At 70.1% G+C, this 26203-nt stretch carries 30 protein-coding genes and 1 pseudogene; 13 read left to right on the forward strand and 18 right to left on the reverse strand.

Going from position 1 to position 26203, the window contains the following annotated elements; translation table 11 throughout:
• Positions 1 to 257: 257 nt before the first annotated feature.
• Both AC0699_RS18380 and AC0699_RS18385 read right to left on the reverse strand, forming a co-directional pair.
• Positions 258 to 515 (reverse strand): WhiB family transcriptional regulator, encoded by a 258-nt coding sequence (locus AC0699_RS18380; RefSeq protein ID WP_003953983.1) that lies wholly within the window; start codon positions 513 to 515, stop codon positions 258 to 260.
• A gap of 315 nt (positions 516 to 830) precedes the next feature.
• A complete protein-coding gene (locus AC0699_RS18385) occupies positions 831 to 1799 on the reverse strand; it encodes a diacylglycerol/lipid kinase family protein (RefSeq protein ID WP_478661184.1) in 969 nt (322 codons plus the stop codon).
• Between the two features lie 83 nt (positions 1800 to 1882).
• Between AC0699_RS18385 and AC0699_RS18390 the strand changes: the two genes are divergently transcribed.
• Positions 1883 to 2302 (forward strand): hypothetical protein, encoded by a 420-nt coding sequence (locus AC0699_RS18390; protein ID WP_478661187.1) that lies wholly within the window; start codon positions 1883 to 1885, stop codon positions 2300 to 2302.
• Between the two features lie 273 nt (positions 2303 to 2575).
• Here the strand turns inward: AC0699_RS18390 and AC0699_RS18395 are convergent, their stop codons facing one another.
• From AC0699_RS18395 to AC0699_RS18405, 3 genes are all read right to left on the reverse strand, one after another.
• Positions 2576 to 3571 (reverse strand): RNA polymerase sigma factor SigF, encoded by a 996-nt coding sequence (locus AC0699_RS18395; protein ID WP_478661189.1) that lies wholly within the window; start codon positions 3569 to 3571, stop codon positions 2576 to 2578.
• Entirely contained in the window at positions 3568 to 3981 is a 414-nt protein-coding gene (locus AC0699_RS18400; protein WP_018845530.1) for an ATP-binding protein, read from the reverse strand. The genes AC0699_RS18395 and AC0699_RS18400 overlap by 4 nt, the downstream gene beginning before the upstream one ends.
• Positions 3982 to 4224: 243 nt before the next feature.
• Positions 4225 to 4485 (reverse strand): UBP-type zinc finger domain-containing protein, encoded by a 261-nt coding sequence (locus tag AC0699_RS18405; protein WP_478661191.1) that lies wholly within the window; start codon positions 4483 to 4485, stop codon positions 4225 to 4227.
• A 44-nt stretch (positions 4486 to 4529) separates the two neighbouring features.
• On the opposite strand from AC0699_RS18405, the gene AC0699_RS18410 reads away from it, so the two are divergent.
• On the forward strand, positions 4530 to 6128 hold the full coding sequence (locus tag AC0699_RS18410) for a Na+/H+ antiporter (RefSeq protein WP_478661194.1): 1599 nt from the start codon (positions 4530 to 4532) through the stop codon (positions 6126 to 6128).
• On the opposite strand, the gene AC0699_RS18415 is transcribed toward AC0699_RS18410, so the two are convergent.
• The gene (locus AC0699_RS18415) at positions 6107 to 7093 is read right to left on the reverse strand and encodes a 1-aminocyclopropane-1-carboxylate deaminase/D-cysteine desulfhydrase (RefSeq protein ID WP_478661197.1); all 987 of its coding nucleotides are present in this window, start codon (positions 7091 to 7093) and stop codon (positions 6107 to 6109) included. The two genes, AC0699_RS18410 and AC0699_RS18415, sit on opposite strands and share 22 nt — an antisense overlap.
• Positions 7094 to 7168: 75 nt before the next feature.
• Here AC0699_RS18415 and AC0699_RS18420 point away from each other — a divergent pair, with 75 nt between their 5' ends.
• Positions 7169 to 7879 carry a Type 1 glutamine amidotransferase-like domain-containing protein gene (locus AC0699_RS18420; protein ID WP_478661200.1) on the forward strand — a complete coding sequence of 237 codons (711 nt, stop codon included), beginning with the start codon at positions 7169 to 7171 and terminating at the stop codon, positions 7877 to 7879.
• On the opposite strand, the gene AC0699_RS18425 is transcribed toward AC0699_RS18420, so the two are convergent.
• Entirely contained in the window at positions 7872 to 8462 is a 591-nt protein-coding gene (locus AC0699_RS18425; RefSeq protein ID WP_478661202.1) for an N-acetylmuramoyl-L-alanine amidase, read from the reverse strand. The genes AC0699_RS18420 and AC0699_RS18425 overlap by 8 nt on opposite strands.
• A gap of 404 nt (positions 8463 to 8866) precedes the next feature.
• On the opposite strand from AC0699_RS18425, the gene AC0699_RS18430 reads away from it, so the two are divergent.
• The 3 genes from AC0699_RS18430 to AC0699_RS18440 all read left to right on the forward strand — a co-directional run bounded on the left by AC0699_RS18430 (position 8867) and on the right by AC0699_RS18440 (position 12118).
• The gene (locus tag AC0699_RS18430; RefSeq protein ID WP_478661204.1) at positions 8867 to 10282 is read left to right on the forward strand and encodes a family 2B encapsulin nanocompartment shell protein; all 1416 of its coding nucleotides are present in this window, start codon (positions 8867 to 8869) and stop codon (positions 10280 to 10282) included.
• A gap of 82 nt (positions 10283 to 10364) precedes the next feature.
• The gene (locus AC0699_RS18435) at positions 10365 to 11408 is read left to right on the forward strand and encodes a family 2 encapsulin nanocompartment cargo protein polyprenyl transferase (RefSeq protein ID WP_478661446.1); all 1044 of its coding nucleotides are present in this window, start codon (positions 10365 to 10367) and stop codon (positions 11406 to 11408) included.
• Between the two features lie 86 nt (positions 11409 to 11494).
• Entirely contained in the window at positions 11495 to 12118 is a 624-nt protein-coding gene (locus tag AC0699_RS18440) for a GNAT family N-acetyltransferase (protein ID WP_478661207.1), read from the forward strand.
• On the opposite strand, the gene AC0699_RS18445 is transcribed toward AC0699_RS18440, so the two are convergent.
• Positions 12093 to 12668, reverse strand: coding sequence for a TetR/AcrR family transcriptional regulator (locus tag AC0699_RS18445; protein WP_478661210.1), 576 nt, complete (start codon positions 12666 to 12668; stop codon positions 12093 to 12095). The two genes, AC0699_RS18440 and AC0699_RS18445, sit on opposite strands and share 26 nt — an antisense overlap.
• Positions 12669 to 12836: 168 nt before the next feature.
• On the opposite strand from AC0699_RS18445, the gene AC0699_RS18450 reads away from it, so the two are divergent.
• Both AC0699_RS18450 and AC0699_RS18455 read left to right on the forward strand, forming a co-directional pair.
• On the forward strand, positions 12837 to 13421 hold the full coding sequence (locus tag AC0699_RS18450) for a dihydrofolate reductase family protein (RefSeq protein WP_478661212.1): 585 nt from the start codon (positions 12837 to 12839) through the stop codon (positions 13419 to 13421).
• A gap of 381 nt (positions 13422 to 13802) precedes the next feature.
• Positions 13803 to 14249, forward strand: a complete 447-nt coding sequence (locus AC0699_RS18455) for a DUF6304 family protein (RefSeq protein ID WP_478661214.1) — start codon at positions 13803 to 13805, stop codon at positions 14247 to 14249.
• Positions 14250 to 14318: 69 nt separating this feature from the next.
• Here the strand turns inward: AC0699_RS18455 and AC0699_RS18460 are convergent, their stop codons facing one another.
• Genes AC0699_RS18460 through snpA form a run of 3 tightly spaced genes read right to left on the reverse strand, consistent with a single transcriptional unit; the run spans position 14319 to position 15742 of the window.
• Positions 14319 to 14774, reverse strand: a complete 456-nt coding sequence (locus AC0699_RS18460) for a group II truncated hemoglobin (protein WP_478661217.1) — start codon at positions 14772 to 14774, stop codon at positions 14319 to 14321.
• A gap of 39 nt (positions 14775 to 14813) precedes the next feature.
• Entirely contained in the window at positions 14814 to 15020 is a 207-nt protein-coding gene (locus tag AC0699_RS18465; RefSeq protein ID WP_478661220.1) for a hypothetical protein, read from the reverse strand.
• A gap of 23 nt (positions 15021 to 15043) precedes the next feature.
• A complete protein-coding gene (snpA, locus tag AC0699_RS18470; RefSeq protein ID WP_478661222.1) occupies positions 15044 to 15742 on the reverse strand; it encodes a snapalysin in 699 nt (232 codons plus the stop codon).
• 194 nt (positions 15743 to 15936) lie between these two features.
• Here snpA and AC0699_RS18475 point away from each other — a divergent pair, with 194 nt between their 5' ends.
• Complete coding sequence (locus AC0699_RS18475; RefSeq protein ID WP_478661224.1) at positions 15937 to 16986, forward strand: LysR family transcriptional regulator; 1050 nt, start codon at positions 15937 to 15939, stop codon at positions 16984 to 16986.
• A gap of 34 nt (positions 16987 to 17020) precedes the next feature.
• Here the strand turns inward: AC0699_RS18475 and AC0699_RS18480 are convergent, their stop codons facing one another.
• Together AC0699_RS18480 and AC0699_RS18485 are read right to left on the reverse strand one after the other, a co-directional pair.
• Positions 17021 to 18070, reverse strand: coding sequence for an amidohydrolase family protein (locus AC0699_RS18480; protein WP_478661227.1), 1050 nt, complete (start codon positions 18068 to 18070; stop codon positions 17021 to 17023).
• Positions 18071 to 18177: 107 nt separating this feature from the next.
• The gene (locus AC0699_RS18485; RefSeq protein WP_478661230.1) at positions 18178 to 18531 is read right to left on the reverse strand and encodes an ASCH domain-containing protein; all 354 of its coding nucleotides are present in this window, start codon (positions 18529 to 18531) and stop codon (positions 18178 to 18180) included.
• A 96-nt stretch (positions 18532 to 18627) separates the two neighbouring features.
• Here AC0699_RS18485 and AC0699_RS18490 point away from each other — a divergent pair.
• Positions 18628 to 19060, forward strand: a pseudogene (locus tag AC0699_RS18490) (tyrosine-type recombinase/integrase); the annotation flags it as partial.
• A 7-nt stretch (positions 19061 to 19067) separates the two neighbouring features.
• Here AC0699_RS18490 and sodN read toward each other — a convergent pair.
• On the reverse strand, positions 19068 to 19463 hold the full coding sequence (gene sodN / locus AC0699_RS18495; RefSeq protein ID WP_385420911.1) for a superoxide dismutase, Ni: 396 nt from the start codon (positions 19461 to 19463) through the stop codon (positions 19068 to 19070).
• Between the two features lie 150 nt (positions 19464 to 19613).
• On the opposite strand from sodN, the gene sodX reads away from it, so the two are divergent.
• Positions 19614 to 20033 carry a nickel-type superoxide dismutase maturation protease gene (sodX, locus tag AC0699_RS18500; RefSeq protein ID WP_478661233.1) on the forward strand — a complete coding sequence of 140 codons (420 nt, stop codon included), beginning with the start codon at positions 19614 to 19616 and terminating at the stop codon, positions 20031 to 20033.
• Here sodX and AC0699_RS18505 read toward each other — a convergent pair.
• Positions 19937 to 20566 (reverse strand): CGNR zinc finger domain-containing protein, encoded by a 630-nt coding sequence (locus AC0699_RS18505; protein WP_478661234.1) that lies wholly within the window; start codon positions 20564 to 20566, stop codon positions 19937 to 19939. The genes sodX and AC0699_RS18505 overlap by 97 nt on opposite strands.
• 91 nt (positions 20567 to 20657) lie before the next feature.
• Between AC0699_RS18505 and AC0699_RS18510 the strand changes: the two genes are divergently transcribed.
• Positions 20658 to 21419 (forward strand): class I SAM-dependent methyltransferase, encoded by a 762-nt coding sequence (locus AC0699_RS18510; protein WP_478661236.1) that lies wholly within the window; start codon positions 20658 to 20660, stop codon positions 21417 to 21419.
• 123 nt (positions 21420 to 21542) lie between these two features.
• On the opposite strand, the gene AC0699_RS18515 is transcribed toward AC0699_RS18510, so the two are convergent.
• From AC0699_RS18515 to AC0699_RS18525, 3 genes are read right to left on the reverse strand one after another with little or no spacing between them, the layout of a single operon-like run.
• Complete coding sequence (locus AC0699_RS18515) at positions 21543 to 22304, reverse strand: amino acid ABC transporter ATP-binding protein (protein ID WP_478661238.1); 762 nt, start codon at positions 22302 to 22304, stop codon at positions 21543 to 21545.
• Positions 22301 to 23242 (reverse strand): amino acid ABC transporter permease, encoded by a 942-nt coding sequence (locus AC0699_RS18520; protein ID WP_478661239.1) that lies wholly within the window; start codon positions 23240 to 23242, stop codon positions 22301 to 22303. Before AC0699_RS18520 ends, AC0699_RS18515 begins: the two co-directional genes overlap by 4 nt.
• Before the next feature lie 47 nt (positions 23243 to 23289).
• The gene (locus AC0699_RS18525; RefSeq protein WP_478661241.1) at positions 23290 to 24261 is read right to left on the reverse strand and encodes an ABC transporter substrate-binding protein; all 972 of its coding nucleotides are present in this window, start codon (positions 24259 to 24261) and stop codon (positions 23290 to 23292) included.
• 554 nt (positions 24262 to 24815) lie between these two features.
• On the opposite strand from AC0699_RS18525, the gene AC0699_RS18530 reads away from it, so the two are divergent.
• Entirely contained in the window at positions 24816 to 26036 is a 1221-nt protein-coding gene (locus AC0699_RS18530) for an NAD(P)-dependent malic enzyme (RefSeq protein ID WP_478661244.1), read from the forward strand.
• Positions 26037 to 26203: the final 167 nt, after the last annotated feature.

The following is a 26203-nucleotide window of genomic DNA, read 5'->3' on the forward strand; positions in this document are numbered from 1 at the left end:
GCCGGCGGGGCAGCGCCGGCAGCGGCCCCCGGCCGTCGGTGCGGAGCCAGGAAGCGCTGCCCGGTCACCCTGGCCGATCGGTGCGGAGCCAGGAAGCGTCCCGGCCGATCCCGCCGGGAACAGCAGCGAGCCCCGGACCGTATGGACACGGTCCGGGGCTCGAACGCTTGTGAGTTACTGCTGCGCGCTGCGGCTCGGGGGCGGTGAGTGCGTACTCGCCGTACGCGCCGCCGGGCTCAGGCTCGTAGCGGTGGCAATCAGGCGCTGGCGTTGCGCGCCCGGTTGCGAGCGGCGCGGCGCTTCATCGCGCGGCGCTCGTCCTCGCTGAGGCCACCCCAGACGCCGGAGTCCTGGCCGGACTCGAGCGCCCACTGCAGACACTGCTCCATGACGGGGCAGCGGCGGCAGACGGCCTTGGCTTCCTCGATCTGCAGCAGCGCAGGACCGGTGTTGCCGATGGGGAAGAACAGCTCGGGGTCTTCCTCGCGGCAAACGGCGTTGTGACGCCAGTCCATGGCTGCTACCTCTCTTGGTATTACGTGCAGGGTGCTTGTGAATGTGAACGCTTTCACGAATCCCCCCGCAGCGGAAGGGCCGACGCCCAGATGAACTGGTTGTGGTCCTTGGAATGAGGAGGGGTTCTGGCTCTGAGAGGCCGATTCTGCGGGCCGTCCCGATCGCCATGTAGAGATTCGCAAACCTCGGCGGCGGATACAACCCCTTCCGGAAAGTTTTTTTTGATTCCTCGGTGTCGACTAGGTCACAGCCGTACTTCCATGGGGTGGACCCCAGCCCATACGTTCGAGATAAAGGGCTTAGGGCCCTTCCACTCACACAATCACACGCAGTGCACGGCGTACGCCTGTGAACGTCACGCTCGTTCGCAGGCCCAGATGGTCACCGTCCATCTGGAAGGGCAGCGGAGCCTTCGAATGCAAGGTGAAGTCCGTCTGGTCGTGCAGGGAGAAGGCGTGCTTGCCGCGCGGGCCGCGGTCGGGGGTCGAGGTGAGGAGCTGCGTCGCATATCTGGCCACGGCCAGCGTGGAGAGCCGGTTCAGTCCGAGCACGTCGAGGGCCGTGTCGAAGGAGGCCCTCGGAGACGCGTACACCGGACGATTGCCCAGGTAGGTCCAGGGGGAGGTGTTGCAGACTATGGACAGCGCGAGGTCCGTCACCGGCTCCGCGCCGGGGCGCTCCAGCGTGATCGCGCCACGCCGGCGATGCGGTTCCTCGAGGAACTGGCGTACCGCCTGGCGCACATACAGGGCGTGCGTCGATGTCTTGCCGCGCTCTCGCTGCTGTTCGACCCGGCCGATCACACCGGCGTCGAAGCCGAAGCCCGCGCAGAAGGTGAACCAGCGGGGCGGGATCGCCTCGTCCTCCGTGCCCGGCGTACCCGACGCGAGACCGAGCCCGACCGTCCGCTCGCTCCGGAGGCTGAGCGCGTCCAGGATCGCGCCGGTCGCCTCCACGGCGTCGTTCGGCAGCCCCAGCGCGCGGGCGAAGACATTGGTGGAGCCACCGGGCACGACCGCGAGGCGGGGGAGCGCGTCCGGCTCCGGGCCGGAATGCAGCAGACCGTTCACGACCTCGTTCACCGTGCCGTCGCCGCCGAGCGCGACGACCAGGTCGGTCTCCCCGGACTCGGCAGCCCGCCGGGCGAGATCCCGGGCGTGGCCGCGGTACTCCGTCGTGACGGCCTCCAGCTTCATCTCGCTGGCGAGGGCGTGGATGAGAACGTCACGGGTGCGGGCACTGGTGGTGGTTGCTGCCGGGTTGACCACAAGGAGTGCGCGCATGGGCGCCAGGGTACCTACCGGGCGGTACCCGGCCCAGCCCGGGTCGGCGGGGGCGTACGGGGGTGCACGGCTACCCTGCAAGGGTGAGCAGTGCTGAGCAGACCCCCGAGTCGCGTCCCACCCGCCTTACCGCCGCCGCGGCCTTCTGCGGACTGGAGGCCCTCGCCCTGGTGGCCGGGGGCCTCTACATGCTGGTGTCGGGCTTCACCAGCCACCCCGACAGCACGACGCAGGCTGCCACGGGCGGAGCGACGCTGATCGCCCTCGGCTTGATTCCGCTGCTGGCCGCGCGCGGGCTGCTGCTGCGCCGCAGCTGGAGCCGCGGCCCCGCGATCATCACCCAGATCCTGTCCCTGCCGGTCGCCTGGACCCTGCTGAGCACCACGGGCCCACTGATCCCGGCGGGCATCGTCCTCGCGGTGGTCGCCGTCACCTCGCTGGTCCTGCTGATCAACCCGACGACCACGGAGGCGCTGGGGATCAGAGGACGCGCGGACGCCTAGGTCGTGTCTGACAAATGGCGCCGTCCGCCCGCAGGGCGTCGCGCGCCGGGCGGGATTTGTCAGACACGGCCTAGGACCTGTCCGGTGGATCTTGATGGGTTCGCGTGCCCTGGCACGCACGCTCACTGATCCGGCCTGATCCAGAAGACAGACCGAGGGCCCTCCGGGGGTCCGGTCGCCGGGTGCGGCTTCGCAGGGCCGACTTCTGGGACTCTCCCCCGGAAGTGCCGGGGCACGGCCCCCTGCCCCCGGAAGGGCTGGGGACACGGCCCCCTACTCCTCCACCAGCAGCTTCTCGCGGAGCTGTGCGAGTGTGCGGGCCAGCAGGCGGGAGACGTGCATCTGGGAGATGCCCACCTCCTGGGCGATCTGCGACTGCGTCATGTTGCCGAAGAAGCGAAGCAGCAGAATCCGCTTCTCCCGCGGCGGCAGATCCTCCAGCAGCGGCTTCAGCGACTCGCGGTACTCGACGCCCTCCAGCGCCTCGTCCTCCGCGCCCAGCGTGTCCGCGACCGCCGGGGACTCGTCGTCGGTGTCGGGCACGTCCAGCGACAGCGTCGAGTACGCGTTCGCCGACTCCAGGCCCTCCAGGACCTCCTCCTCGGAGATCCCGAGACGCTCGGCCAGCTCATGGACCGTCGGCGAGCGGCCGTGCTGCTGGGAGAGCTCGGCGGTCGCCGTCGTCAGCGCGAGCCGCAGCTCCTGGAGGCGGCGCGGCACCCGGACCGCCCAGCCCTTGTCGCGGAAGTGGCGCTTGATCTCGCCGACGACCGTGGGAGTCGCGTACGTCGAGAACTCGACGCCCCGCTCCGGATCGAACCGGTCCACCGACTTGATCAGGCCGATCGTGGCGACCTGGGTCAGATCGTCGAGCGGCTCGCCGCGGTTGCGGAAGCGGCGGGCCAGGTGCTCGACCAGGGGCAGGTGCATCCGCACCAGCTGATTCCGGAGCTCGGCACGCTCGGGGGAGCCTTCAGGAAGTTTGCGCAACGCGATGAACATCGACCGCGCCTCGCTCCGGTCGTTCGGATCGTGGTGCTCGTGTTCCTTGGAGTCGTGCTCGTGCTCGCTCATATGGGCCGCCCGCTCTGCCTGCGCCTGCTCCACCGTGGCCGAAAGGCCGTCGCGCTCGTCCACCGGGTGCGGCCTGGCCTGCTGCTCCGGGATGCCCACCGGCACACGCGCCGGCTCCGCCGGAGCCGCACGCCCGCTGTTCGGCACTCCGGGAATGCGCTCCTCGTCCCGCACCGGACCGTCCCCGTCCCTCACGCCGGCCCGGGTCCCGCGCCGCGCTGTTTGTACAGGCTGATGGAGACCGTACGGTCGTCCGCGACGGAGGAGTCGACCTTGCCGGCCAGTGCCGAGAGCACCGTCCAGGCGAAGGTGTCGCGCTCCGGCGCGCGGCCGTCGGTCGTCGGAGCCGAGACCGTGACCTCCAGGGAATCGTCGACGAGCCGGAAGACGCAGCTGAGGACGGACCCGGGGACGGCCTGCTGCAGCAGGATCGCGCAGGCCTCGTCGACAGCGATACGCAGGTCCTCGATCTCGTCGAGGGTGAAGTCCAAGCGCGCCGCGAGGCCGGCCGTGGCCGTACGCAGCACGGACAGGTAGGCACCCGCAGCGGGCAGCCGGACTTCCACGAAGTCCTGAGTCCCGGGCTCGCCTGCGATCTGGGACACCCTCACCTCCAAGGTGGCACAAGGTCGATCGAGGCTCCGGGAGGACGCTCCCGGAGCCGAGGGCTGCGCGTCGGTGCGCAGCCAAGTACCTGGACTGGCGACGCTACCGTGATCCATGGTGCCGTGTCGCCGGGACCCCTACCCGACGCTGTCACTCATGGTAAGCCTATGAGTACGGACAGTGGCTAGAGGTCTGCGGGTCTCAATTGCGATGAGTCGGCGGAGGGTTGACGTACCCACACGTCAGACGATCGAACCGTCCGTGAAGCACCAGCGCCAGCTCTCTCCGGGCTCCAGGGTACGCATGACAGGATGTTCCGCCCCCTCGGAGTGCCGGAACGCGTGCCGGCTCACCGACGAGTCGCAGCACCCCACATGCCCGCAGGTCAGGCAGAGGCGCAGTTGCACCGGATGCGTCCCGTCCGCCACGCACTCGAGGCATGTGTCGCTCAGCTGTGCGGGTTCGGGGCGCGGCAGGTCGAGAACATGTGGGCACTCGCTCATGATTGCCAGATTACGACGCGGGCGACGGACGTGAGGTCGGGGAAATGGACGCATTGCCACTGGTGGCGCTGATCGCGGCGAGCGCCGTGATCGCGGGGGCGGCCCGCAGGACGCCGGTGCCGGCCCCGCTGCTGCTCGTCGCGATGGGGCTGATCGCCTCGTACGTGCCCGGGGTCCCGGACTACACCCTCGACCCGCACATCGTGCTGCCGCTGATCCTTCCCCCGCTGCTGCACTCGGCCGCCGTGGAGAGCTCGTATCTCGATCTGCGGGCCAACATCAGGCCGATCGCCCTCCTCTCGGTCGGCTACGTGCTCTTCGCGACGGTCGTCGTCGGCTGGCTCGCCTATCTGCTGGTGCCCGGCCTTCCGCTGACCGCGGCACTCGTCCTCGGGGCGGTCGTGGCCCCGCCCGATGCCGTGGCCGCCACCGCGATCGCCCGCCGCCTCGGTCTGCCGAACCGCATCACCACGATCCTCCAGGGCGAGTCCCTGGTGAACGACGCCACCGCCATCACCGCGTACCGGGTGGCCGTGGCCGCGGCGCTCGGCGAGGGCCTGAGCTGGGCCGGAGGCATCCGCGAGTTCCTGCTCGCGGCGGTCGGCGGCATCGGCGTGGGGCTGGTCCTGATGGTGCCGATCCACTGGCTGCGCACGCACGTGAAGGAAGCCCTGCTCCAGAACACCCTCTCCCTGCTCATCCCCTTCGTCGCCTACGCCGCCGCCGAGCACGTCGGGGCCTCCGGCGTGCTGGCCGTCGTGGTCGTCGCCCTCTTCCTCGGGCACCGCGCCTGGCAGGTCGACTTCGCGACCCGGCTTCAGGAGGCGGCCGTCTGGAAGATGGTCGCCTTCCTCCTGGAGTCGTCGGTCTTCGCGCTGATCGGGCTGCAGCTCCCGTTCGTCGTCCAAGGGCTCGGCGCGTACGGGGTCGGGGAGGTCGCCGGGTACGCCGTCGGCGTCTTCGTCGCCGTCGTCGTGGTGCGGTACATCTGGGTCTTCCCCGCCACCTTCCTGCCGCGGGCGCTGTCGAGCCGGATCAGGGAACGGGAGCCGGGCGTGACGTGGAAGGCGCCCGTGATCGTCGGCTGGGCCGGAATGCGCGGAGTGGTCTCCCTGGCGATCGCCTTCTCCATTCCCCTCACCGTGCCCGGCGGGGAGTCCTTCCCCGAGCGGAACCTGGTGCTCTTCCTCACCTTCACCACCGTGATCGGGACGCTGGTGGTGCAGGGGCTGACCCTGCCGCTGCTGATCCGCGCCCTGAAGCTGCCGCAGCGCGATCCCCATGCCCTCACTCTGGAGGAGGCACAGGCTCAGAGCGAGGCGTCCCGGGCGGCCGAGGAGCGCCTGGAGGAACTGCTCGCCGACGAGCGCAACGCCCTGCCGGGACCGCTCGCCGACCGGCTGCGCACGGTCCTCGAACGCCGCAGGAACTCACCCTGGGAGCGGCTGGGGGCGGGAAACCCCCTCACTGGAGAGTCCGTGGACCACACCTACCGGCGGCTCGCCCGCGAAGTGATCCAGTCGGAGCGGGAGGTCTTCGTGCGGCTGCGCGACGAGCGGCGCATCGACGACGAGATGATGCGGACGCTGCTGCGCCGGCTCGACCTGGAGGAGGCGGCGGCCTACCGGGAGGGCTCGGAGTGAGCGCGTGCCGGGCTTCCCGGGGCGGCGGGACTTCCCGGGCTTCCCAGGGTTCCGGGGGTTCCGGGGGTTCCGGGGCTTCCCGTGATCACGGCCGCGACGACCGTTCCGGGTGTGAAGGCGCCCTCCTCGGTGAGGGTGGCAAGTCCGTACAGCATTTTGGCGACATAGAGACGTTCGACGGGCAGGCCGTGCCGCGCCTCGAAATCGTCGGCGAAGGCGTCGAGCCCGGGGCCGGTACGGGCGTAGCCGCCGAAGTGGAAACGCTCGTCGAGCCACCAGTCGCCCGCCGGTCCGCCGAAGGCGTCCTGCTGAAGGGCGCGTATCTCCTCGCCCAGGAAGCCGCCCCTCAGCACGGGCACGCCGAGCGCCTTCTGGCCCGGTGCGAGCCCGGCCGCGAGCCCGGCGAGCGTCCCGCCGGTCCCGCACGCCACAGCCACCACATCGGCCACTCCGCGCAGCTCGTGTCCGAGCTCCGTACAACCGCGGGCGGCAAGCGCGTTGCTGCCGCCCTCCGGGACGACGTAACACTCCCCGTGCTCCCCGAAGCGGCCGAGCAGGCCCGCCAGTACTTCCGGGTCGGCCTTGCGGCGGTACGTCCCGCGATCCACGAAGTGCAGCCGCATCCCGTCGGCGGCGCATGCGGCAAGTGACGGGTTGAGGGGCCGGCCGGCGAGTTCGTCACCCCGTACGACACCGATGGCGCGGAAGCCCAGCAGCCGGCCGGCGGCGGCGGTGGCACGCAGATGGTTGGAGTAGGCGCCGCCGAAGGTCAGGACCGTACGCCCGGCGGCGGCGAGCAGATTCGGCGCCAGCTTGCGCCATTTGTTGCCCGGCAGATCCGGGTGGATCAGATCGTCCCGCTTGAGCAGCAGCCGGACGCCGTGCCGTGCGAAGCGCTCGTCCTCGACCGCCTCCAGGGGGGAGGGGAGCCGGGGCCGCAGGGTGGCGAGGTCGAACGCGTTCATCCCACCATCTTCGCCGCCTCTCGCCGCCTCTCGCCGCCCCGCGGCCGCGGGGCGGCGGCACTACGCTGCGGGCTGATGACTGCTACAGGAAAGATCGTGCTGCTCGGCGGCGGGTTCTCCGAGGACCCCGACACGCTGCTCGACGACTTCGTCCTCGCCCACGCCCGGCGCGCTCGACCGAGAGTCTGCTTCCTGCCCACCGCGAGCGGAGATGCGGAAGGCTACATTCAGGGCTTCAGCGCCGCCTTCGAGCGGCAGGACTGCGAGTCCACCCATCTTCCGCTGTTCCGCCGCGACCGCGAGGATCTGCGGACCTTCCTCCTCGGCCAGGACATCGTGTACACCGGCGGCGGGAACACCGCCAACATGCTGGCCGTGTGGCGGCTGCACGGTGTGGACGACATCCTGCGCGAGGCGTACGGCCGAGGCGTGCTGCTCTGCGGGATCAGCGCAGGCGCCGCCTGTTGGTTCGACGCCTGCCTGACCGACTCCTTCGGGCCCGTCCGGCCGCTGCACGACGGGCTCGGGCTGCTGCCCGGCAGCATGTGCCCGCACTATGACAGCGAGGCCGGGCGCAGGCCCGCGTACCTCTCGGCCGTCGCCGGCGGCGTACTGCCGGACGGCTGGGCGCTCGACGACGGCGCGGCCGCGCTCTTCGTGGACGGACGCCTCGACGACGTCGTCACGAGGACGCCGGGCGCCGCTCTGCACCGGGTCGTCCGGCGCGGGGAGGACGCGGTCCGCGAAGAGCCCGGCCTCCCCGCCCGCCTGCTCACACTCACTTGAGCCGCTCCGCGATGCGGGTCCGCATCGCGTTCATGGTGAAGCCCCTCGGATCGACCTTGCCCGGCTGCCACTCCAGATGGCCGATGACCGACCGTGCCGTCCAGCCGTGGCGGCGGCAGACGGCCGCCGCGGCCTTCTCGATGGCCTCCAGCTGGGCGGCGGGCCACGGGTCCTCGCCGTCACCGAGGTTCTCGCACTCGAAACCGTAGAAGTGCCGGTTCCCGTCGGTGTTCGCCTCGTCGTCCGGCGGCAGCAGCTTCTCCGCGATCACGGCGCGCAGTACGTCGTCGTCGCCGAGCCCTGCGTGGTTGGCTCTGCCGTAGCCGACCAGATGGACCTTGCCGTCCTTGGCGATGACCCCGTGACAGAGCGGGCCGGGCAGGGTCGGGTAGCCGTCCCGGCAGATGCGGACGGTATCGGCAGTGCCCTCGGTGACGGTGTGGTGAATCATCACGCCGTGCACCGGTCCCCAAGGGCCCTTGTGATTGCGGTTGTGGGTGCGCCAGTCGCCGACCTGGACGACCGTGAGCCCCTCGTCGCGCAGGGCGTCGAGGAAACTGCTCGCGGACATGGGTGGGGACATGAACGACTCCTTCGTGGGTGTGGTGGTGCTGGACCGTGGCCGAGCGGAATGGCTCGTACCGACCTTGTACCCAACACCGTTGCCCGGCCGATCCGTTCGCACGGTGTGCGAGCCGATCCGGACAGCCGGTCCGGACGGTCGGTCCGCGCATCCGGTCCGCGCATCCGGTTTGGGCATCCGGTTTGGGCATCCGGTTTGGACAGCAGAGTCCGGACAGCCGGTCCGGACGGCGGATCCCGGCAGTCGATCCCGGTGGTGATCAGCGTGGTGGGCCGGCCGGGTGGAAAGTGCGTGTCATGCCCCGCACGTTCGCGACTAGTCCCACTCATTTGTGTAATGGCGTGGCGACTCTCCGTGCTGGAAGGCTTTTCCTCGCAGGTCAACCCATGATTGCGAGGGATCCCATGTCGGTTGGTTCGGTTGGTGACGAGGTACGCGAGGACCAGGCGCCGCCGCAGCAGAGTCTCGGCACGGCAGCCGCGCGGAACCTGGCGACCACCACCAAGTCGGCGCCCCAGATGCAGGAGATCACCTCCAGGTGGCTGCTGCGGATGCTGCCCTGGACCCAGGTGCAGGGTGGTACGTACCGGGTGAACCGTCGGCTCAGCTATTCCGTGGGCGACGGGCGGGTCACCTTCATCCAGACCGGGAGCCGGGTCGAGGTCATTCCGGCCGAGCTCGGCGAGCTGCCACCGCTGCGGGGATTCGGCGACGAGGCCGTGCTCGGCGAACTGGCCCAACGATGCCGGCAGGTGAGGTTCGCGCCCGGCGACGTGCTGGCCACGAAGGGCGAGACGGCGGATCGGGTGTTCCTCCTGGCGCACGGCCGGGTGGAGCAGATCGGCACCGGCCCGTACGGCGACGAGGCGGTGCTCGGGGTCCTCGCCGACGGGTCCTACTTCGGCGACCGCTCCCTGGTCGACGGGGACGCCGTATGGGAGTTCACGGCCCGGGCCGCCACCGCATGCATCGCGCTGGAGCTCTCCCGGCAGGACGTGCTCACCCTCGCGGACCGTGCGGAGTCCCTCGGAGCCCATCTCCTCTCCGCGCTGTCGATCCCCCAGCAGCGGACCAACCAATACGGCGAGGCCGCCATCGACCTCTCCGCGGGCCATGTCGGCGAAGCCGTCGTGCCGCATACGTACGTGGACTACGAAGCGGCCCCGCGCGAGTACGAACTGAGCGTCGCCCAGACCGTGCTGAAGGTCCACAGCCGCGTCGCGGACCTCTACAACCAGCCGATGAACCAGACCGAGCAGCAGTTGCGGCTGACGGTCGAGGCGCTGCGCGAGCGCCAGGAGGACGAACTCATCAACAACCGGGAGTTCGGGCTCCTGGCCAACTGCGACTACGGGCAGCGGCTGCAGCCCCACGACGGCGTGCCCAGCCCCGACGACATGGACGAGCTGCTGTCCCGGCGGCGCGGCTCCAAACTCTTCCTCGCCCACCCGCGCGCCATCGCCGCGTTCGGCCGCGAGTGCAACAAGCGCGGCCTCGTCCCGGAGAGCGTGGACATCGGTGGGAACAAGATCCCGGCCTGGCGCGGAGTTCCGATCTTCCCCTGCAACAAGATCCCGGTCTCGGACGCGAGGACCACCTCGATCCTGTGCATGCGTACGGGCGAGCACGAACAGGGCGTCATCGGCCTGCAGCAGACAGGGATCCCCGATGAGATCGAGCCGAGCCTGTCGGTCCGCTTCATGGGCATCGACGAGCAGGCGATCATCTCCTACCTGGTCACGGCCTACTACTCGGCGGCGATCCTCGTGCCCGACGCACTCGGCGTGCTGGAGAACGTCGAAGTCAGCCGCTGGCGCTGACGGGCCCGGGCGCGCTCGACCCGGCGGGGGCGGCCCGGCGCCGCCCCGCCCCACCCCCTTCACAGAGGACGTGACCGTGACCATGACCAGCACGGACGCCGCCGCCACCGAGGGGCACGAGGCAGCGGCACTCCTGGAGCGCACCCGCATCGCCGTCAATCCCCGACTGCGCGACACCGTGGAGTCGCTGCCCGGATCCCTGCGCCGTGTCGCGATGTACCACTTCGGCTGGGAGCACGCCGACGGCACGCCGGCCGCGGGATCGGCGGGGAAGGCGATCCGGCCCGCCTTGGTGCTCGCCGCCGCCCGGGCGCTCGGCGGGGATCCGCGGCACGCCGTGCGGGCGGCGGCCGCCGTGGAGCTCGTCCACAACTTCACACTGCTGCACGACGACGTCATCGACGTGGACCGGACCCGCAGGCACCGGCCCACCGCCTGGACGGTGTTCGGCACCCCGGACGCCCTCATCGCGGGCGACGCCATGCTCGCCCTCGCGCTTCGGCTGCTCGCCGAGGACCGGCACCCCGTGTCCCCGGCCGCCTCGGCGCGGCTCGCCGCCTGTGTGATCGAGCTCTGCGCCGGCCGGCAGGCGGACAGCGCCGTCGAGCAGTCCGGCCCGCACGAGGTCTCGCTCGACGAATGCCTCGCCATGGCGACGGCGAAGACCGGGGCGCTGCTCGGCTGCGCCTGCGCCCTCGGCGCGCTGTACGCGGGCGCTGGCGAGGAAGAGGTCGTGGCCATGGACGCCTTCGGACGGGAGGCGGGGCTGGCCTTCGAGCTCATCGACGATCTGATCGGGATCTGGGGCGACCCCGACCGCACGGGCAGACAGGCCGGCGCCGATCTGACCGCGCACAGGACGTCGCTGCCGGTGGTGGCGGCGCTCAGCTCGGACACCGCGGCAGGGGCGGAGCTGGCCGAGCTCTATGGGCGGGCGATGGACGACGAGGCGGTCCGCCGCGCCGCCGAGGCGGTGGACCGGGCCGGCGGCCGGGACTGGGCGCAGCTCCAGGCGGCCGACCGGATGGCGCGAGCCGTCCAGCAGCTGTCCCGGGCCGTCCCCGACCTCGGGGCGGCGGGGGACCTGCTCTCCCTGGCGGAGTTCGTCACGCGCCGCACCCGCTGAGCGCGGACGCGACGCCAGGTGCGAAAGGCCGGACCCAACTCTAGGATCGCAGCGGCCAGTTGACGATCACGGAAAGGGGTCCGGGCGTGGGCGTACGGATACGGCAGGCGGGGGAGAGCGACCGCGAAACGGTGGTACGGCTGCTCGACGAGGCGTTCATGCACGACCCGGTGAGCAGCTGGGTCTTCCCCGACGAAGCTCATCGCCGCAAGGTGCACGGCACATTCCTCGGCGTGTTCCTCGATGCCGCGCTCATGGAGGGCCGGGTCGACATGACGGAGGACGGCACGGCCGCGGCGCTCTGGCTGCAGGTGCCGGCCGACCCGCCCGAGGAGGAGGACGACACCCCGGCCCGGATGCGCGAGATCGCCGACCCGGACAACGAGCGGGCCGAGCTCGTCGGGCGGCTGACCGGCGAGGCCCATCCGCAGGGCCGGGCGCACGAGTACCTGCTGCTGATCGCGGTCTCCCCGGAGCGGCAGGGCCAGGGGCTCGGGAGCGCGCTGCTCGCACCCGCGCTGGAGCGCTGCGACCGCGAGGGCGTGCCCGCATATCTGGAGGCGAGCAACCCCCGCAGCAGCAGGCTGTACGAGCGGCTCGGCTTCGCCTTCACGGACCGTACGGTCGAGCTGCCCGGCGGCCCGCACATGTGGCCCATGTGGCGGGAGCCCGTCGCCGGACGGGTCACTTCTCAGGGACGATCCGCGTGACGACGGTCTCCACCAGGGCGTCCACGTCCTGGTCGGCGAGCACATCGGGCAGGGTGAAGTGCTCCAGCAGCAAGCCCGTCATGGCCAGGTAGAGGGCAAGGAAGGTGTCCGCGTCGCCGGGGAGCCCGGAATCGAGATGGAAGCGCCGGTTCGCGTCCAGGTCGGCGCGGATCGCCCGGTTCAGCTCCGCCTGCAGCGCCGGGCGGCGGGTGGCCTCCAGTCGTAGCTCCAGCATGGCGAGGTAGCCGGTCCGCTCCTCGGTCATGCGCCGCACCAGCCACTGCATCAGCTCCACGTAGAGCTCACGGGTCGGCGCGGGCCGCATCGCCTCGTCGACCTGGGCCGGCTCCGGTGTCATCCGTACATGAATCCGGGCGCCGGCCTGGGTGAACAGGTCGTCGCGGCTCGCGAAGTAGTTGGACGCCGTTCCCGCGGGGACGCCGGCCTGGCCGTCGACCGCGCGGAAGGTGAGGCCACGGGCCCCTTCACGGGCGAGCACCTCGATGGCGGCGTCCACGAGGGCGATCCTGCGCTCCGGGTTCCTGGCCATGTCCTCTCGTTCCTCCTCGGCGTGTGTTCCCAACATGCCTTCCGAAAAAGGCGCTTGCTTAACCACTACACATGGAGCACTATAGGCGCAGTGGTTCGGCGGGGCCGAACCGCGGAGGCGACTGACCTCGACAGAAACAACTGACCCCGAAAGAAACAGAGGACCGGTTTGCGCAAGCTCACGTACTTCATCGCCTGCTCCATCGACGGCTTCATCGGAGACCCGAGCGGCGATGCCTCGTCCATGTTCAGCTTCGTGGACGCGGAGTACCTGGAGTTCCTGAAGACCGAGTACCCGGAGACCATTCCGGTGCAGGGCCGTGAGGCGCTGGGCATCCAGGATGCCGGGAACAAGCGCTTCGACACCTTGATCCAGGGGCGCGCCAGCTACCAGCTGGCGCTGGACGCCAACATCACCAGCCCGTACGCCCAGCTGCGCGAGTACGTTCCGTCGCGCACCCTCGACAAGTCCCCGGATCCGAACGTCGAGATCATCTCCGACGATCTGGTCGGCAAGGTCCGCGAGCTGAAGGCAGAGGACAGCGGCCTCGACATCTACCTGTGCGGTGGCTCGCAGATCGCCGGCGAGCTGCTCGACGAGATCGACGAGCTCGTGATCAAGACGTATCCGCAGGTGTACGGCGCGGGCATGCCGATGTTCGGCACGGACTTCGCTGTCACCGACTTCGCGCTGGACTGGGTGCGAACCTTCAGCAACGGCGTGGTCGTGCGGCAGTACGGCAGGAAGCGGTAGCGGGCGGACGCGAGCGCTGTTCGTCCTGGGCATGCCGACTTATCCTTGACGCATGGGCAGCGAAGGACGTCGGACCGTCCGCCGCCCGCAGGGCGAGTTTGTCTGCCCGGCCTGCGGACAGCCTGTCGGCTCCGTCATCAAACGACGCAAGGTCCTCGGGGCTTTCGTTCCCGAATGGGCTCCCGGACCGTGCCACAACCCCAGCTGTGCGCTGAGCGCCGAGGGCGCCGAGAGTGCGAAGGGGGCGGGGCGCGCAGGGCACCACGAGGACGCGGACGGAGAGCCGGCCACGGGTTCCCCCGCCTAGGTCCTGTCCGGCGGGACAGCTCTAAGGGCGACCGGCTGTACGGCGGAGCCGGTCATACCGCTACAGTCCGCGCCATGTCATCGGAGTCGACGGATGTGTGGACCGGCTGGTACCGGGACCGCCGGGGTGCGGAAGCGATAGCCATCGCGGTTGCGGCGAGCGGGCAGGAAGTGCGCACTCGCATCAGGGGAATTGAGTACGAGGGTCCCGGTTTCGCCGCCCTGAGCGCGGCGGAATCGGGCGAAGCCCTTTCCGGCTGCGTACTGGAATGGGACCTGCCGCTGCCTGTCGCGCTGGACGGGGCAGTGCAGCGAGCCACACTGAGCTGCCTCCTGGCACTCGGTGAGCGAGGGGCGAACGGCCGGCCGGAGCGGGTGGATCTGAACCTCACCCTGCACTTCGGCGGCGCGGCATACGAGTCGGGTATCGCCGGCGGTGACTTCGACGAGGCGCTCGGGCGCATCCGGCGGCAGTTGCCGGCGGGCGCGGAGTTCGGGCGGAGGCTGCTGGAGAGCGCCTGACCGGCACCTCGGCCATGGCCGGGCGAGCGGCTTCCCGCGGTCCGGGTTCGCAGCCCGCCCGCCCTGACGTCACGTGTGGCCCTCCCAGCGCCAGCGGGGCGTCGGGCCGGGGGCGCCGAGGTCCTCGCCCACCGGAGAGGCCGAGACTTCGCGGGCGATCTTGGTGCCCCAGTCGAAGTACTCGACGACCCGGCGCCGCAGCAGCTCGTCGTCCGGGAGTTCCTTGTCCACCGCCGCGGTCATCAGCTCCATCCAGCGCAGCCGCTGCTCCTCGGTGATCGACAGCCCGAGATGGGCGCGGAGCAGGGCCTGGTGACCGCCGAGCTCCTCGGTGAACCGGGCCGGGCCGTCGAAGACCTCGGCGACCCAGACGGCGACATGCTCCACATGCGTGGGCGTGAAGTGCGCGAAGACCGGAGCGAGGAGGGGATCGGCGAGAGCGGCCTCGTAGAAGGTGGTGGACAGCCGCTGGAGGGCCTCGGCGCCACCCACGGCCTCGTACAGCGTCTCTGGGCGTTCGGTCATCCGGTCCTCCCGGTGTAATGACTCCGGCCTGTTGCACGGTCACAGGGGATTCAACCCCAGCCGGCCCGCTTTCACGCCCGGATTGTCATCCTCCGCAACGAACTCCTCAGCGAACTCCGCAGCCAAATCCTCATCGAGCTCATCATCGAGCTCGTCAACGAACTCCGCAGCGAACTCCTTGACGGCCGTGGCCGGTTCGAAGCCGACCGGAAAACGCCCCGTGCTCGGGTACGAGTACCCGGGCACGGGGCGCCGTGGGGGGCGTGCGGTCAGGAAACCTTGGCGATTGCGGCGGCGAGGCCGTTCGCCCAGAGCTGGTTGACGCGCGAGCGCTCGGCCGCGTTGGGGTAGGCGTTCTGGCAGGACGTGCCGGGGCCGCCGCCCGACATCAGTTCGCTGCAGGGGCCGGAGTAGTGGTCGGGGAGGCCGAGCACATGGCCGGTCTCGTGGGCGGTGACGCGTGTGGAGTTGTACTGCTGGTTCTGCCGGTAGTCGAGGAAGATGTAGCCGCGACCGTGCCCGTCGGTGCTGGCGTACGAGCCGCGCGGGTCGTTGCCCTCGTAGTACCGGAAGTCGGGGTTGCTGCCCTCCTGCAGCCGCACACTGGAGACGGAGCTGTTCCATATCTGCGTGCTGCTGGATATCTGCGAGCGGAAGCTCGGCGCGTTGCTCGCGCTGTAGACGACGGTGACGGCCCGGGCGCCCGGGTTCTTGGCGCGCTTCTCGGCGACCGACTTCATGACGGCGTCGAAGAACGCCTTGGTCGCCTTGGCGTCCTCCGCCGAACCGGCGTACGCGACTGCCGACGCTGCCTTGCCGGTGGGGACGGCAGTGCTCGCGGTGACGGTGGCGGTGGCGGGGACAGCGGTGCTCGCGGCGGCGGGGACGGCGGCGGTCAGTGCGGCGGCGAGGCCCAGACCGAGGGCGGCGGAGAGTAACGCCTTGGGGCGTCGCTCGGGGTGTCTCATGGGGGGTTCTCCTCGTCCGAGTGGGGTTCGGTAGAGGAGAGTTTCGGGGAGCCCGTCCCCGCCCGGGATGATGCCAACAGCCGATAGCACAACGACATCACGCCAATGGCCAGCCCCAACTGCCTCTGAATCCAAGGAAATTACTGCGACGCGGGTGTCTGGTGTGACACAAGGTACCGTCCTACGCTCGAAGCATGGAGCTGGAGGTGAGGCACCTGCGCGCGCTGTGCGCGATCGCCGACGCGGGCAGTCTGCACAAGGCCGCCCGGCAGTTGGGAATGAGCCAGCCCTCCTTGACGACCCAGCTGCAACGCATAGAGAACGCCCTCGGCGCGGAGCTGTTCTCGCGGGAACGCACCGGCTGCCGGCCCACCCCACTCGGCCGTTCCGTACTGAGCCGGGCGCGCCCCCTCGTCGCCGAGATGTCCGCGCTGATCACGGAGACCAAAGCGGCCGTCGCGCGCGCGGACGGGCGGTGCCTGCGGATCGGCTCCACCGCGAGCCGCGCCCTCGCCGGCTGGCTGCGGCGGCTGCGCCGGCGGCTGCCCGACGGCACGGACCTCTCCCTCCACATGGACGTCTCGGCGAACGCGCTGCTGCGGATGGTCGCCGCCGGTCAGCTCGACGTGGCGTTCGTGCACGAGGTGGAGGGCTGCCCGCTGCTCGTACCCGAAGGGCTGGAGCGGCGCGTACTCGTCGAGCGGGAACCGCAGTTCATCTCGATGGCCCGCGATCACCCGGCCGCCGCGGCGCCCGTCGTCGATCTCGCCGACCTGGCCGGAGACCGGTGGATGGTCGACCCGACGGTCGACGGGGAGTGGGACGGTCTGCGCCGGGTGCTCGACGCCGCCGGTATCGACCCGCCGGTGCTGCACGCGGACTACCACACCGCCGCGTCCCTGATCGTGGTCGGCGAGGCGGTGGCGCCCTGCCAGCCGACGTCGGGACCGCGCGAGGACATGGCGATACGCCCGCTGCGGGACGATCCGCTGGCGGTACGGCTCCTGCTCTACTGGCGTCCCCGATTCGGACCCGGATTCGGAGCCGGACCCGGACCCGGATTCGGAGCCGGATTCGGAGCCGGATTCGGATTCGGATTCGGACCCGGCGCGGGAGCGGAGACGTACGACCGGATCTACGCGGATCTGGCGGCCGCGTACCGGGAGGCTGCGCTGCGTGCCGCGCCCTACCGGCAGTGGCTGCTGCGCAACAAGAGCCCGCTGCTGCACACACCGGCGGCATGAGCCCCCGGCCGGCCCGAGCCCGGCCGGCGGGGAGTCAGCGCACCACCCGGCCACGGAGGATGATCCGGGACGGACGGCCCAGCACGCCGGGGCTCAGGGCCGGGTCGGAGTCGTATGCGACGAGATCGGCCGGGGCGCCGTCCGTCAGCCCCGGCAGGCCCAGCCAGCTGCGGGCCGCCCACGAGGCCGCGCCCAGCGCCGCCTCGGCCGGCATGCCGGCGCGGGCCAGCCAGGCCGCCTCCGCGGCGACCGTCCCGCACGGGAAACTGTCGGTGCCGGCGAGGACGGTGACCCCGGCCTCGTACGCGGAGCGGACGTTCGCGAGGAGGCCCTCCCAGCCGGTGATCAGGTTGTCGAGGCGGGCGCTGCGTTCCTGGGCGTACCAGGCGTCGGCCTTCGAACCGAAGGCGCCGAGCGTGGGCACAAATGCCGTGCCCTGCACGGCCATCCGGTCGAGCAGGCCCGGATCGAGATGCATCCCGTGCTCCAGGCTGTCGGCCCCGGCGAGCACGGCGTTGCGCGCGCCCTCGGCGGTCTGGCAGTGCACCGCGACGTTGCCGCCGGCGGCGTGCACGGCCGCCACGGCTGCGGTGAGGATGTCGAGCGGTACGGCCGGCTCGTCCCACCGCCAGTCGCCGATGACCTTGCACCAGCCGGACGAGGCCGTGGCCTCCTCGACTGCCGCGACCGGCAGTTCGTCCTCACGGATGTCGCGCCCGAACCCGGGGAAGAACCGCCCCGGCGTCGCCAGCCACCGCCCCGCCGACCGTACCCGCGGCAGCTCCCCGTCGCGGTCCACCCACGCCGGCATCCGCGCCGCGGTCCCGGGCGTGCGCACCAGCAGCACACCGGCGTCCCGGTGCTGCAGCAGATGCTTGCGCAGCACGGACTCGTCGAAGGGCGAGTCGGTCGCCTCCGTACCGGGATGCGTGTGTACGTCGACGAGACCGGGCAGCAGGAAGCCGCCGTCGACGACGAGTTCGGCGCCGGAGGGCGGGACGTCGCAGCGGAGACGGCCGCCGTCGATGACGTACGTCCGCTCCTCCCGCTCCGGAAGTACGATCCCTCGCACGGCCTTGATCACGACTCGCTCTCCCCTCGTGCGGCGAGTCACCAAGGCTAGCCACGCCCGCCGGGACAGCGACGTGTTCCGGACGGGCGGGGCGCAGGGCCCCGTCCGGGGCTCATCCGTCAGATAGACCGCTCGATCTTGATGGCGAGAGCGCCGAGGGCTTCCTTCTCGGAGCTGTAGATGGTGCGGATGTTGGTCAGCTGCTGGTCGCGGGTGGCGGTCGGGTTGATGCTGGCCGGGCCCTCGCCGTCAAGGAGCGCTTCGAAGTTGGGGTACTCGGTGACGCGGAGGACCCTCACGTCGCAGGTCTCGTCGGTGCTCTTGATACGGAAGCGGATGGCGTCGCCGGCAGTGAGGTCGGCGAGGTGCGGGTACTTGACCCGCACCTCGATGGTCTTGGTGCCGGCGACGACGAGTTCGAAGTACTGGCGGTAGAGGTTGAGCTCGCGGACGCGGGTGGTGGGGACGGTCATCGGGAGGGAACGCTCCTGGGTGACGGTGTGGTCATCATGCGGCTGATCTCGGCGGCCGAGTACGAGCGGAAGAAGTGGCGGGGGTCGGAAATGGCCGTGACCGACGCCCTCCTGGCGCACCTCGCGGCGCGGCCCTCGAAGGAGTGGTTGTTCACGATGGAGGAGGGTGAGCCTCTCAACTACCGCCGGTGGAAGACCGAGCGGAACGGCGCCCGCAGGGCGCTCCAGGCGGCCGAGAACGAGGCCGCCGAACGCGAGGGCCGCAAGCCCGTCGAGCTGCCGCACATGGTGACCCACGACCTGCGGCACTTCTCGCCTCCGTGCGCATCCTCGGCGGAGCGAGCTCAAGCAGGTCCAGCTGGTCCTCGGCCACGCGTCCGCCGTCATCACGCTGCGGATCTGCGCCGACCTGTGGCCGGGCAAAGAAGACCGCACCCGGACCGCCATGGACGCCGTGCTCGGCGGCCTGCGGACCGGGTGCGGACAGGAAGACCAGGCGATCAAGGAAATCGCAGGTCAGAAAGCCTGAATCAAGATCAGGCCTTCTTGGTCTCCCAGAAGATGCGGTCGATCTCGGCGATGAGCTCCAGCGCCTTCTCGCCCGTCTTCGGGTCCTTCGACGCCTTCGCGGCGGACAGCGCCTTCAGGGTCTCGTTGACCAGCTCGTGCAGCTGCGGGTACTTCTCGAAGTGCGGGGGCTTGAAGTAGTCGCTCCACAGCACCGACACGTGGTGCTTGGCGAGCTCTGCGCGCTGCTCCTTGATGACCGTGGCGCGGGCCTGGAAGTGCGGGTCGTCGTTCGCGGCCATCTTCTCCTGGACGGCCTTGACCGACTCGGCCTCGATGCGGGCCTGGGCCGGGTCGTACACGCCGCAGGGGAGGTCGCAGTGGGCGCTGACCTTCACCTTGGGGGCAAACAGGCGGGAGAGCATTGAGCTGTCCTTCCTCGTGATCGTCTTCTCAGGTGGGACATTACTCCGTGAGAGACGTGTTTTCGCGAGTGCCCCCTTGGGCTTAGGACAAAAGTCCAGGGTGATTACGGGACCGGTGGCGGAACATACCGTGGGACCGGGAGGTGGCCGATGACTGAGCAGGTGCGGGAGCCGAGAGTGGCCTTCGGGATCGCGGAGGTGACCGGGCCCTCCATGTATCCGACGCTGGCGCACGGGGATCGGCTCCTGGTGCACTACGGGGCCGTGCTGCGGACGGGGGACGTGGCGGTGATGCGGCATCCGCTGCAGCAGAACCTGCTGATCGTGAAGCGGCTGGCGGAGCGGCGCGAGGGCGGCTGGTGGGTGCTGGGGGACAACCCGTACGCGGAGGGGGACAGCCGGGTGTTCGGCACCGTGCCCGGGGAGCTGGTGCTGGGGCGGGTGCGGGCCCGGTACCGCCCGCGCCCGCGCGGTCAGCGGTCGGTGCGCGAGGTGCTGGGCTGGGTGACGTCCGCGGTGTCGCCCGTGCTGTCGGACCGCTCGCTCTCCAGGCGTTTGCGGGCTCGGTAGGCGGCGACGTTGGCGCGGGTGGCGCAGCGGTCGGAGCAGTAGCGGCGCGAGCGGTTGGTGGACGTGTCGAGGTAGGCGTTGCGGCAGGGCGCGGCCTGGCACAGGCCGAGCCGGTCGACGCCGAACTCGGTGAGGTGGAAGGCGAGCCCCATCGCGGCGATCGCCGCGTATCCGGCGGTCGCGTTGGAGGGGTGGTCGGCGAGGTGCATGTGCCAGCGCGGCCGGCCCTCGTCGTCGAGGTAGTCGTGGCCCGAGATCTGCGGGCTGACCGGGAACTCGAGCAGCAGTGAATTGAGCAGGTCGACGGCCTGGGTCTGGTCGCCGGAGTCCGCCGCGGTGAAGACCGCGCGGAGCCTGGCCCGTACCGAACGGAACCGGGTGACGTCCGCGTCCGTGGCGCGGCGGGCGGCCTGGGAGGACGGGCCGAAGAGCTCGCGGACCGCCTCGACCGACGTGAGCGTGTCCTTGTTGCGAGCCGGCTCCTCGGTGTTGACGAGGCGTACGGCGTAGTCCGAGTAATAGGCCAGTTCCACTTGTAGTCCTTACGGATGAAGTCTAGTGTCGGCGATGCGTGAGGTAACAGATGCCTGTAGTTCGAGGGTATTACGAAGCGGAGGGATTCCCATGACGGAGACGGCGACCGGAACCGACTGGCAGGCCTGGCAGGAAAGCTGGGACCGCCAGCAGGAGTGGTACATGCCCGATCGCGAGGAGCGGTTCCGGGTGATGCTGGACATGGTCGAGGCCGTCGTCGGCCCCGAGCCGAGGGTCCTGGACCTCGCGTGCGGTACGGGAAGTATCACGGACCGGCTCCTCAAGCGGTTCCCGAAAGCCGTGAGCGTCGGCGTGGATCTCGATCCCGCCCTGCTGACCATCGCCGAGGGGTACTTCGCGGGCGACGAGCGCGTCACCTTCGTCACCGCCGATCTCAAAGACCCCGAGTGGACCGGGGCCCTGCCGCACGGCTCGTACGACGCCGTCCTCACCGCCACCGCCCTGCACTGGCTGCACAGCGAGCCGCTCGCCACCCTCTACGGGCAGGTCGCCGGGCTCGTCGCCGACGGCGGCGTCTTCATGAACGCCGATCACATGAGGGACGACACGACCCCTCGCATCAACGCCGCCGAGCGCGCCCACCGCCACGCGGGAATGGACCGGACCAGGGACGCCGGAGCGCTCGACTGGGCCGACTGGTGGGCGCTGGCCGCCCAGGACCCGGTCCTCGCCGCCCCCACCGCCCGCCGCTTCGAGATCTACGGCGAGCACGCCGACGGCGACACCCCCTCCCTCGAGTGGCACGCCCGCACCCTGCGCGCCGCCGGCTTCGCCGAGGCCCGCGCGGTCTGGGCGTCCCCGTCCGACTCCCTCGTCCTCGCGCTCAAGTAGCCGCGGGCGGTCGAGTACGCGGAAAGCCGAGTACGCGGAAAGCCGAGTACGCGGAAGGGCGGGCACGCGGAAGGGCGGGCACGGGACGCATCGCGCCCGTACCCGCCCTTTACGGTCGGTCCGCTACAGCACCTTGGAGAGGAATGCCTTGGTGCGGTCGTGCTGGGGGTTGGTGAGCACGTCGCGGGGGTTGCCGGACTCGACGACGACGCCGCCGTCCATGAAGACCAGCGAATCGCCGACCTCGCGGGCGAAGCCCATCTCGTGGGTGACGACGACCATGGTCATGCCGTCCTCGGCGAGGCCGCGCATGACGTCGAGGACGTCGCCGACGAGCTCGGGGTCAAGGGCGGACGTGGGCTCGTCGAAGAGCATCAGCTTGGGTTCCATCGCCAGGGCACGGGCGATGGCGACGCGCTGCTGCTGGCCGCCGGAGAGCTGGGAGGGGTAGTTGCCGGCCTTGTCGCCGAGGCCGACGCGGTCCAGCAGGCGGGCGGCGCGTTCCCGGGCCACCGCCTTGGTCTCGCCCTTGACCTGGACCGGGGCCTCCATGACGTTCTCCATGGCGGTCATGTGGGGGAACAGGTTGAAGCGCTGGAAGACCATGCCGATGTCGCGGCGCTTGAGGGCGACCTCGGTGTCCTTGAGCTCGTAGAGCTTGTCGCCCTTCTGGCGGTAGCCGACGAGGTCGCCGTCGACGTAGAGCCGGCCGGCGTTGATCTTCTCGAGGTGGTTGATGCACCGCAGGAAGGTCGACTTGCCGGAGCCGGAGGGGCCGATGAGGCAGAACACCTCGCGGGGGGCGACCTCCAGGTCGATGCCCTTGAGGACCTCGACGTGGCCGAAGGACTTGTGGACGCCTTCGGCCTTCACCATGGCGGTCATGCCGCAACTCCCTTCGGGCGGCGCACCGAGAACACGCTGGCCTTGATCTTCTGCAGCGGGGTGGGCGGCAGGCTGCGGCTGGAGCCGCGGGCGTAGTAGCGCTCCAGGTAGTACTGGCCGACGCTGAGGATGGAGGTGAGGATCAGGTACCAGGCGGCGGCCAGGAACAGCATCTCCACCGGTGCGCCGGAGGTCTGGCCGATGTCCTGGGCCTGGCGGAGCAGTTCGTAGTACTGCACGGCGGCGACCAGGGAGGTGGTCTTGAGCATGTTGATGACTTCGTTGCCCGTGGGCGGCACGATCACACGCATGGCCTGCGGGATGACGACGCGGCGCAGGGTCTTGCTGTGGCTCATGCCCAGGGCGTGGGAGGCCTCGGTCTGGCCCTCGTCGACGGAGAGCAGGCCGGCCCGGCAGATCTCGGCCATGTAGGCGGCCTCGTTCAGGCCCAGGCCGAGGAGCGCCGTGAGGAACGGCGTCATGAAGTCGGACCATTCGTCCTTGTAGAACGGGCCGAGGTTGATGTACTCGAAGACCAGGCCGAGGTTGAACCAGACGAACAGCTGGACCAGGACCGGGGTGCCGCGGAAGAACCAGATGTAGAACCAGGCGATCGAGGAGGTCACCGGGTTGTGCGACAGGCGCATCACCGCGAGGAGGATGCCGCCGATGATGCCGATGGCCATCGACAGGATCGTCAGGATGAGGGTCTGGCCGACGCCGTCGAGGATGCGCTGGTCGAAGAAGTAGTCGGGGACCGCCCCCCAGTTGATCTTGCCCTGGGAGAAGGCGTAGACGATCGCCGCGAGCAGCGCGATCGCGACGACGGCGGCGACGTACCGGCCGTAGTGCCGGACCGGAATGGCCGTGATGGCCTCCGGCCCGGACGGCGGGGTCGGTGCGTCCTCCGGGCCCGTCTTTTCGATGTCGACAGTCACGTGGAGCCTTTCAGTGCTTCAGTGCCGAGTGGGATTCCGACCCGGGGTCAGGAACCGCCGTTGATCTTGGCCTCGGTCACCGCGCCGTCCGCGACGCCCCACTTTGCGATGATCTTCTGGTACTCGCCGTTCTTGATGATCGCGTCGAGCGCGGCCTGGAGCGCGTCGCGCAGCTGCGTGTTGGACTTGGCCACCGCGATGCCGTAGGGGGCCGCCTCGACCTGCTCGCCGACGATCTGGAAGTCGTTGCCGCCGCCGGAGGTCTTCACGGCGTACGCCGCGACCGGGAAGTCCGAGGAACCGGCGTCCGCGCCGCCGGCCCGCAGGCGGGTCTGGGCCTGCTGGTCGTTGTCGAAGGCCTCGATCGTGATCTTGCCCTTCTTGGCCTTCGTGCACTTGGTGCTCTCGGCCTTGGCGAGGTCCTCGGAGACCGTGCCACGCTGTACGACGATCTTCTTGCCGCACAGGTCGGCCCAGGTCTTGATGCCCTTGTCGGCGCCCTTCTTGGTGTAGATCGAGACACCGGCGGTGAAGTAGTCGACGAAGTCGACGCCCTCGCCGACCTTCTTGCCGGTCTCGGAGTCCACACCTTCCTGACGGTCCTTGGTGTCGGTCATGGCCGACATCGCGATGTCGTACCGCTTGGAACGCAGACCGGTGATCAGGGTGTCGAACGTGCCGTTCTCGAACTCGAACTTCACGCCGAGCTGCTTGCCGAGCGCGTCCGCGAGGTCGGGGTCGATGCCCACGACCTTGCCGGAGTCGTCCTTGAACTCCACCGGCGGGTACGCGATGTCCGAGCCGACCTTGACGACGCCCTTGTCGCGGATCGACTGCGGCAGCTTGTCCGCCAGCGGAGCGGCCGACGTGGCGGCACCCTGCTCCTTGCCGCTGTTCGCGGTCTGGTCACCACAGGCGGTCAGCAGCATGGAGCCGGCGACCGCGATCGCGCCGGCCGCGACAAGGCGGGACATACGGGTCCGCGCGGCGGTGGAGCGGCGGATGGTGCTTGCGGTCATGGTCGGGTTCCTCCGGCGAAGTGTGGGAGTTGCCTAGGTCGGGCACGCAGCAGCGAGTGTCGCGACCTTGTGTGATTACGGCATCTTGCCATTCGGACCCGCATATTCAGGGGGCTCCGCATGTCAAAATCGGATAACGGGTGACCCCCGAACTACGACAGGCCGGTACATCAGGACCGGGCCGGCCGCACCATCTGCGGCTTTACCTTCTTCCGGCCGGAAGATCTTCGGTCCGTCTCAGCATGCGGACAGGATTCATAGTGCGTTTCACCGCCCGTTCCTGACTTGTCAGCATATGCCGCTATGAGTCATGTCACCGAGCGGTCACTGAGCGGCCAATGGACTCGTCAGCGGTTAAGTCCGTCCGGTATGAAGGATCCTTACACCCCTCATCCGGGGCTCAGGGCGCGTTGTGCGGCGCGCCCGCGCGCACGTACCTCCCCCTGACGGGCGGGCCAACCGCCTAGTACAGGGAACGTGCGCGGTGCCCGCCCACCCCTCCTCAACCAGGAGCGGCCACCCTCAACTGATGAAGACTTAAGGGGTCAAACCAAATGGCAGCGGAGATCGTCAATCCTCGCAGCGACGGCGGTGCGGAGAGTGCTCCCGGGGATTCCGGTGAGCCCTTCGATCCGGCCTTCGCGCTGCACCGCGGCGGCAAGATGGCCGTCCAGGCCACTGTGCCGGTGCGGAACAAGGACGACCTGTCCCTCGCGTACACCCCGGGCGTCGCCAAGGTGTGCACCGCGATCGCCGAGCAGCCGGAGCTCGTCCACGACTACACCTGGAAATCGCAGGTCGTGGCCGTTGTGACGGACGGCACCGCGGTGCTCGGGCTCGGTGACATCGGCCCGGAAGCCTCGCTCCCCGTGATGGAGGGCAAGGCGATTCTGTTCAAGCAGTTCGGCGGCGTGGACGCGGTGCCGATCGCGCTCGCGACCACGGACGCCGACGAGATCGTGGAGACCGTCGTCCGGCTCGCCCCGTCCTTCGGCGGGGTGAACCTGGAGGACATCTCGGCACCGCGGTGCTTCGAGATCGAGCGCAAGCTCCAGGAGCGGCTCGACATCCCGGTCTTCCACGACGACCAGCACGGTACGGCGATCGTCACTCTCGCGGCCCTGCGCAACGCGGCGAAGCTGACCGGCCGGGGTCTGGGCGACCTGCGCGCCGTCATCTCGGGAGCCGGCGCGGCGGGTGTCGCCATCGCGAAGTTCCTGCTGGAGGCCGGGATCGGCGATGTCGCGGTCGCCGACCGCAAGGGCATCGTCAGCCAGGACCGCGAGGACCTCACGCCGGTGAAGCGCGAGCTCGCCGAGATCACGAACCGCGCGGGTCTCTCCGGCTCGCTGGAGGCCGCGCTGGCCGGAGCCGACGTCTTCATCGGCGTCTCCGGCGGTACGGTGCCGGAGCCGGCGGTCGCCTCGATGGCGAAGGACGCGTTCGTCTTCGCCATGGCCAACCCGAACCCGGAGGTCCACCCGGACGTGGCGCACAAGTACGCCGCGGTCGTGGCCACGGGCCGGAGCGACTTCCCGAACCAGATCAACAACGTGCTCGCCTTCCCGGGCATCTTCGCGGGGGCCCTCCAGGTCCGCGCGTCCCGGATCACGGAGGGCATGAAGATCGCGGCGGCGAACGCGCTGGCGGACGTGGTGGGCGACGCGCTCGCCGCGGACTACGTGATCCCGTCGCCGTTCGACGAGCGGGTCGCCCCCGCGGTCACCGCGGCCGTCGCCGCGGCGGCCCGTGCGGAGGGCGTCGCCCGCCGCTGATGTTCTCTCCGGGGCCGATGTCCCCGGACCTCCACGGTCCCGGTCGTCCTGTGGCGCCCGGGACCGTGGCGTTTGCGCCGCCGGGACCAAAGGCCGCCGGGGCCAAAGAGGGTGTGCGTCACACCCGTGCGCGGTTCCGCCGCGCACCGGTCCGCCCTATCGTCAAG

This window comes from Streptomyces sp. NPDC043870 (assembly GCF_056435785.1).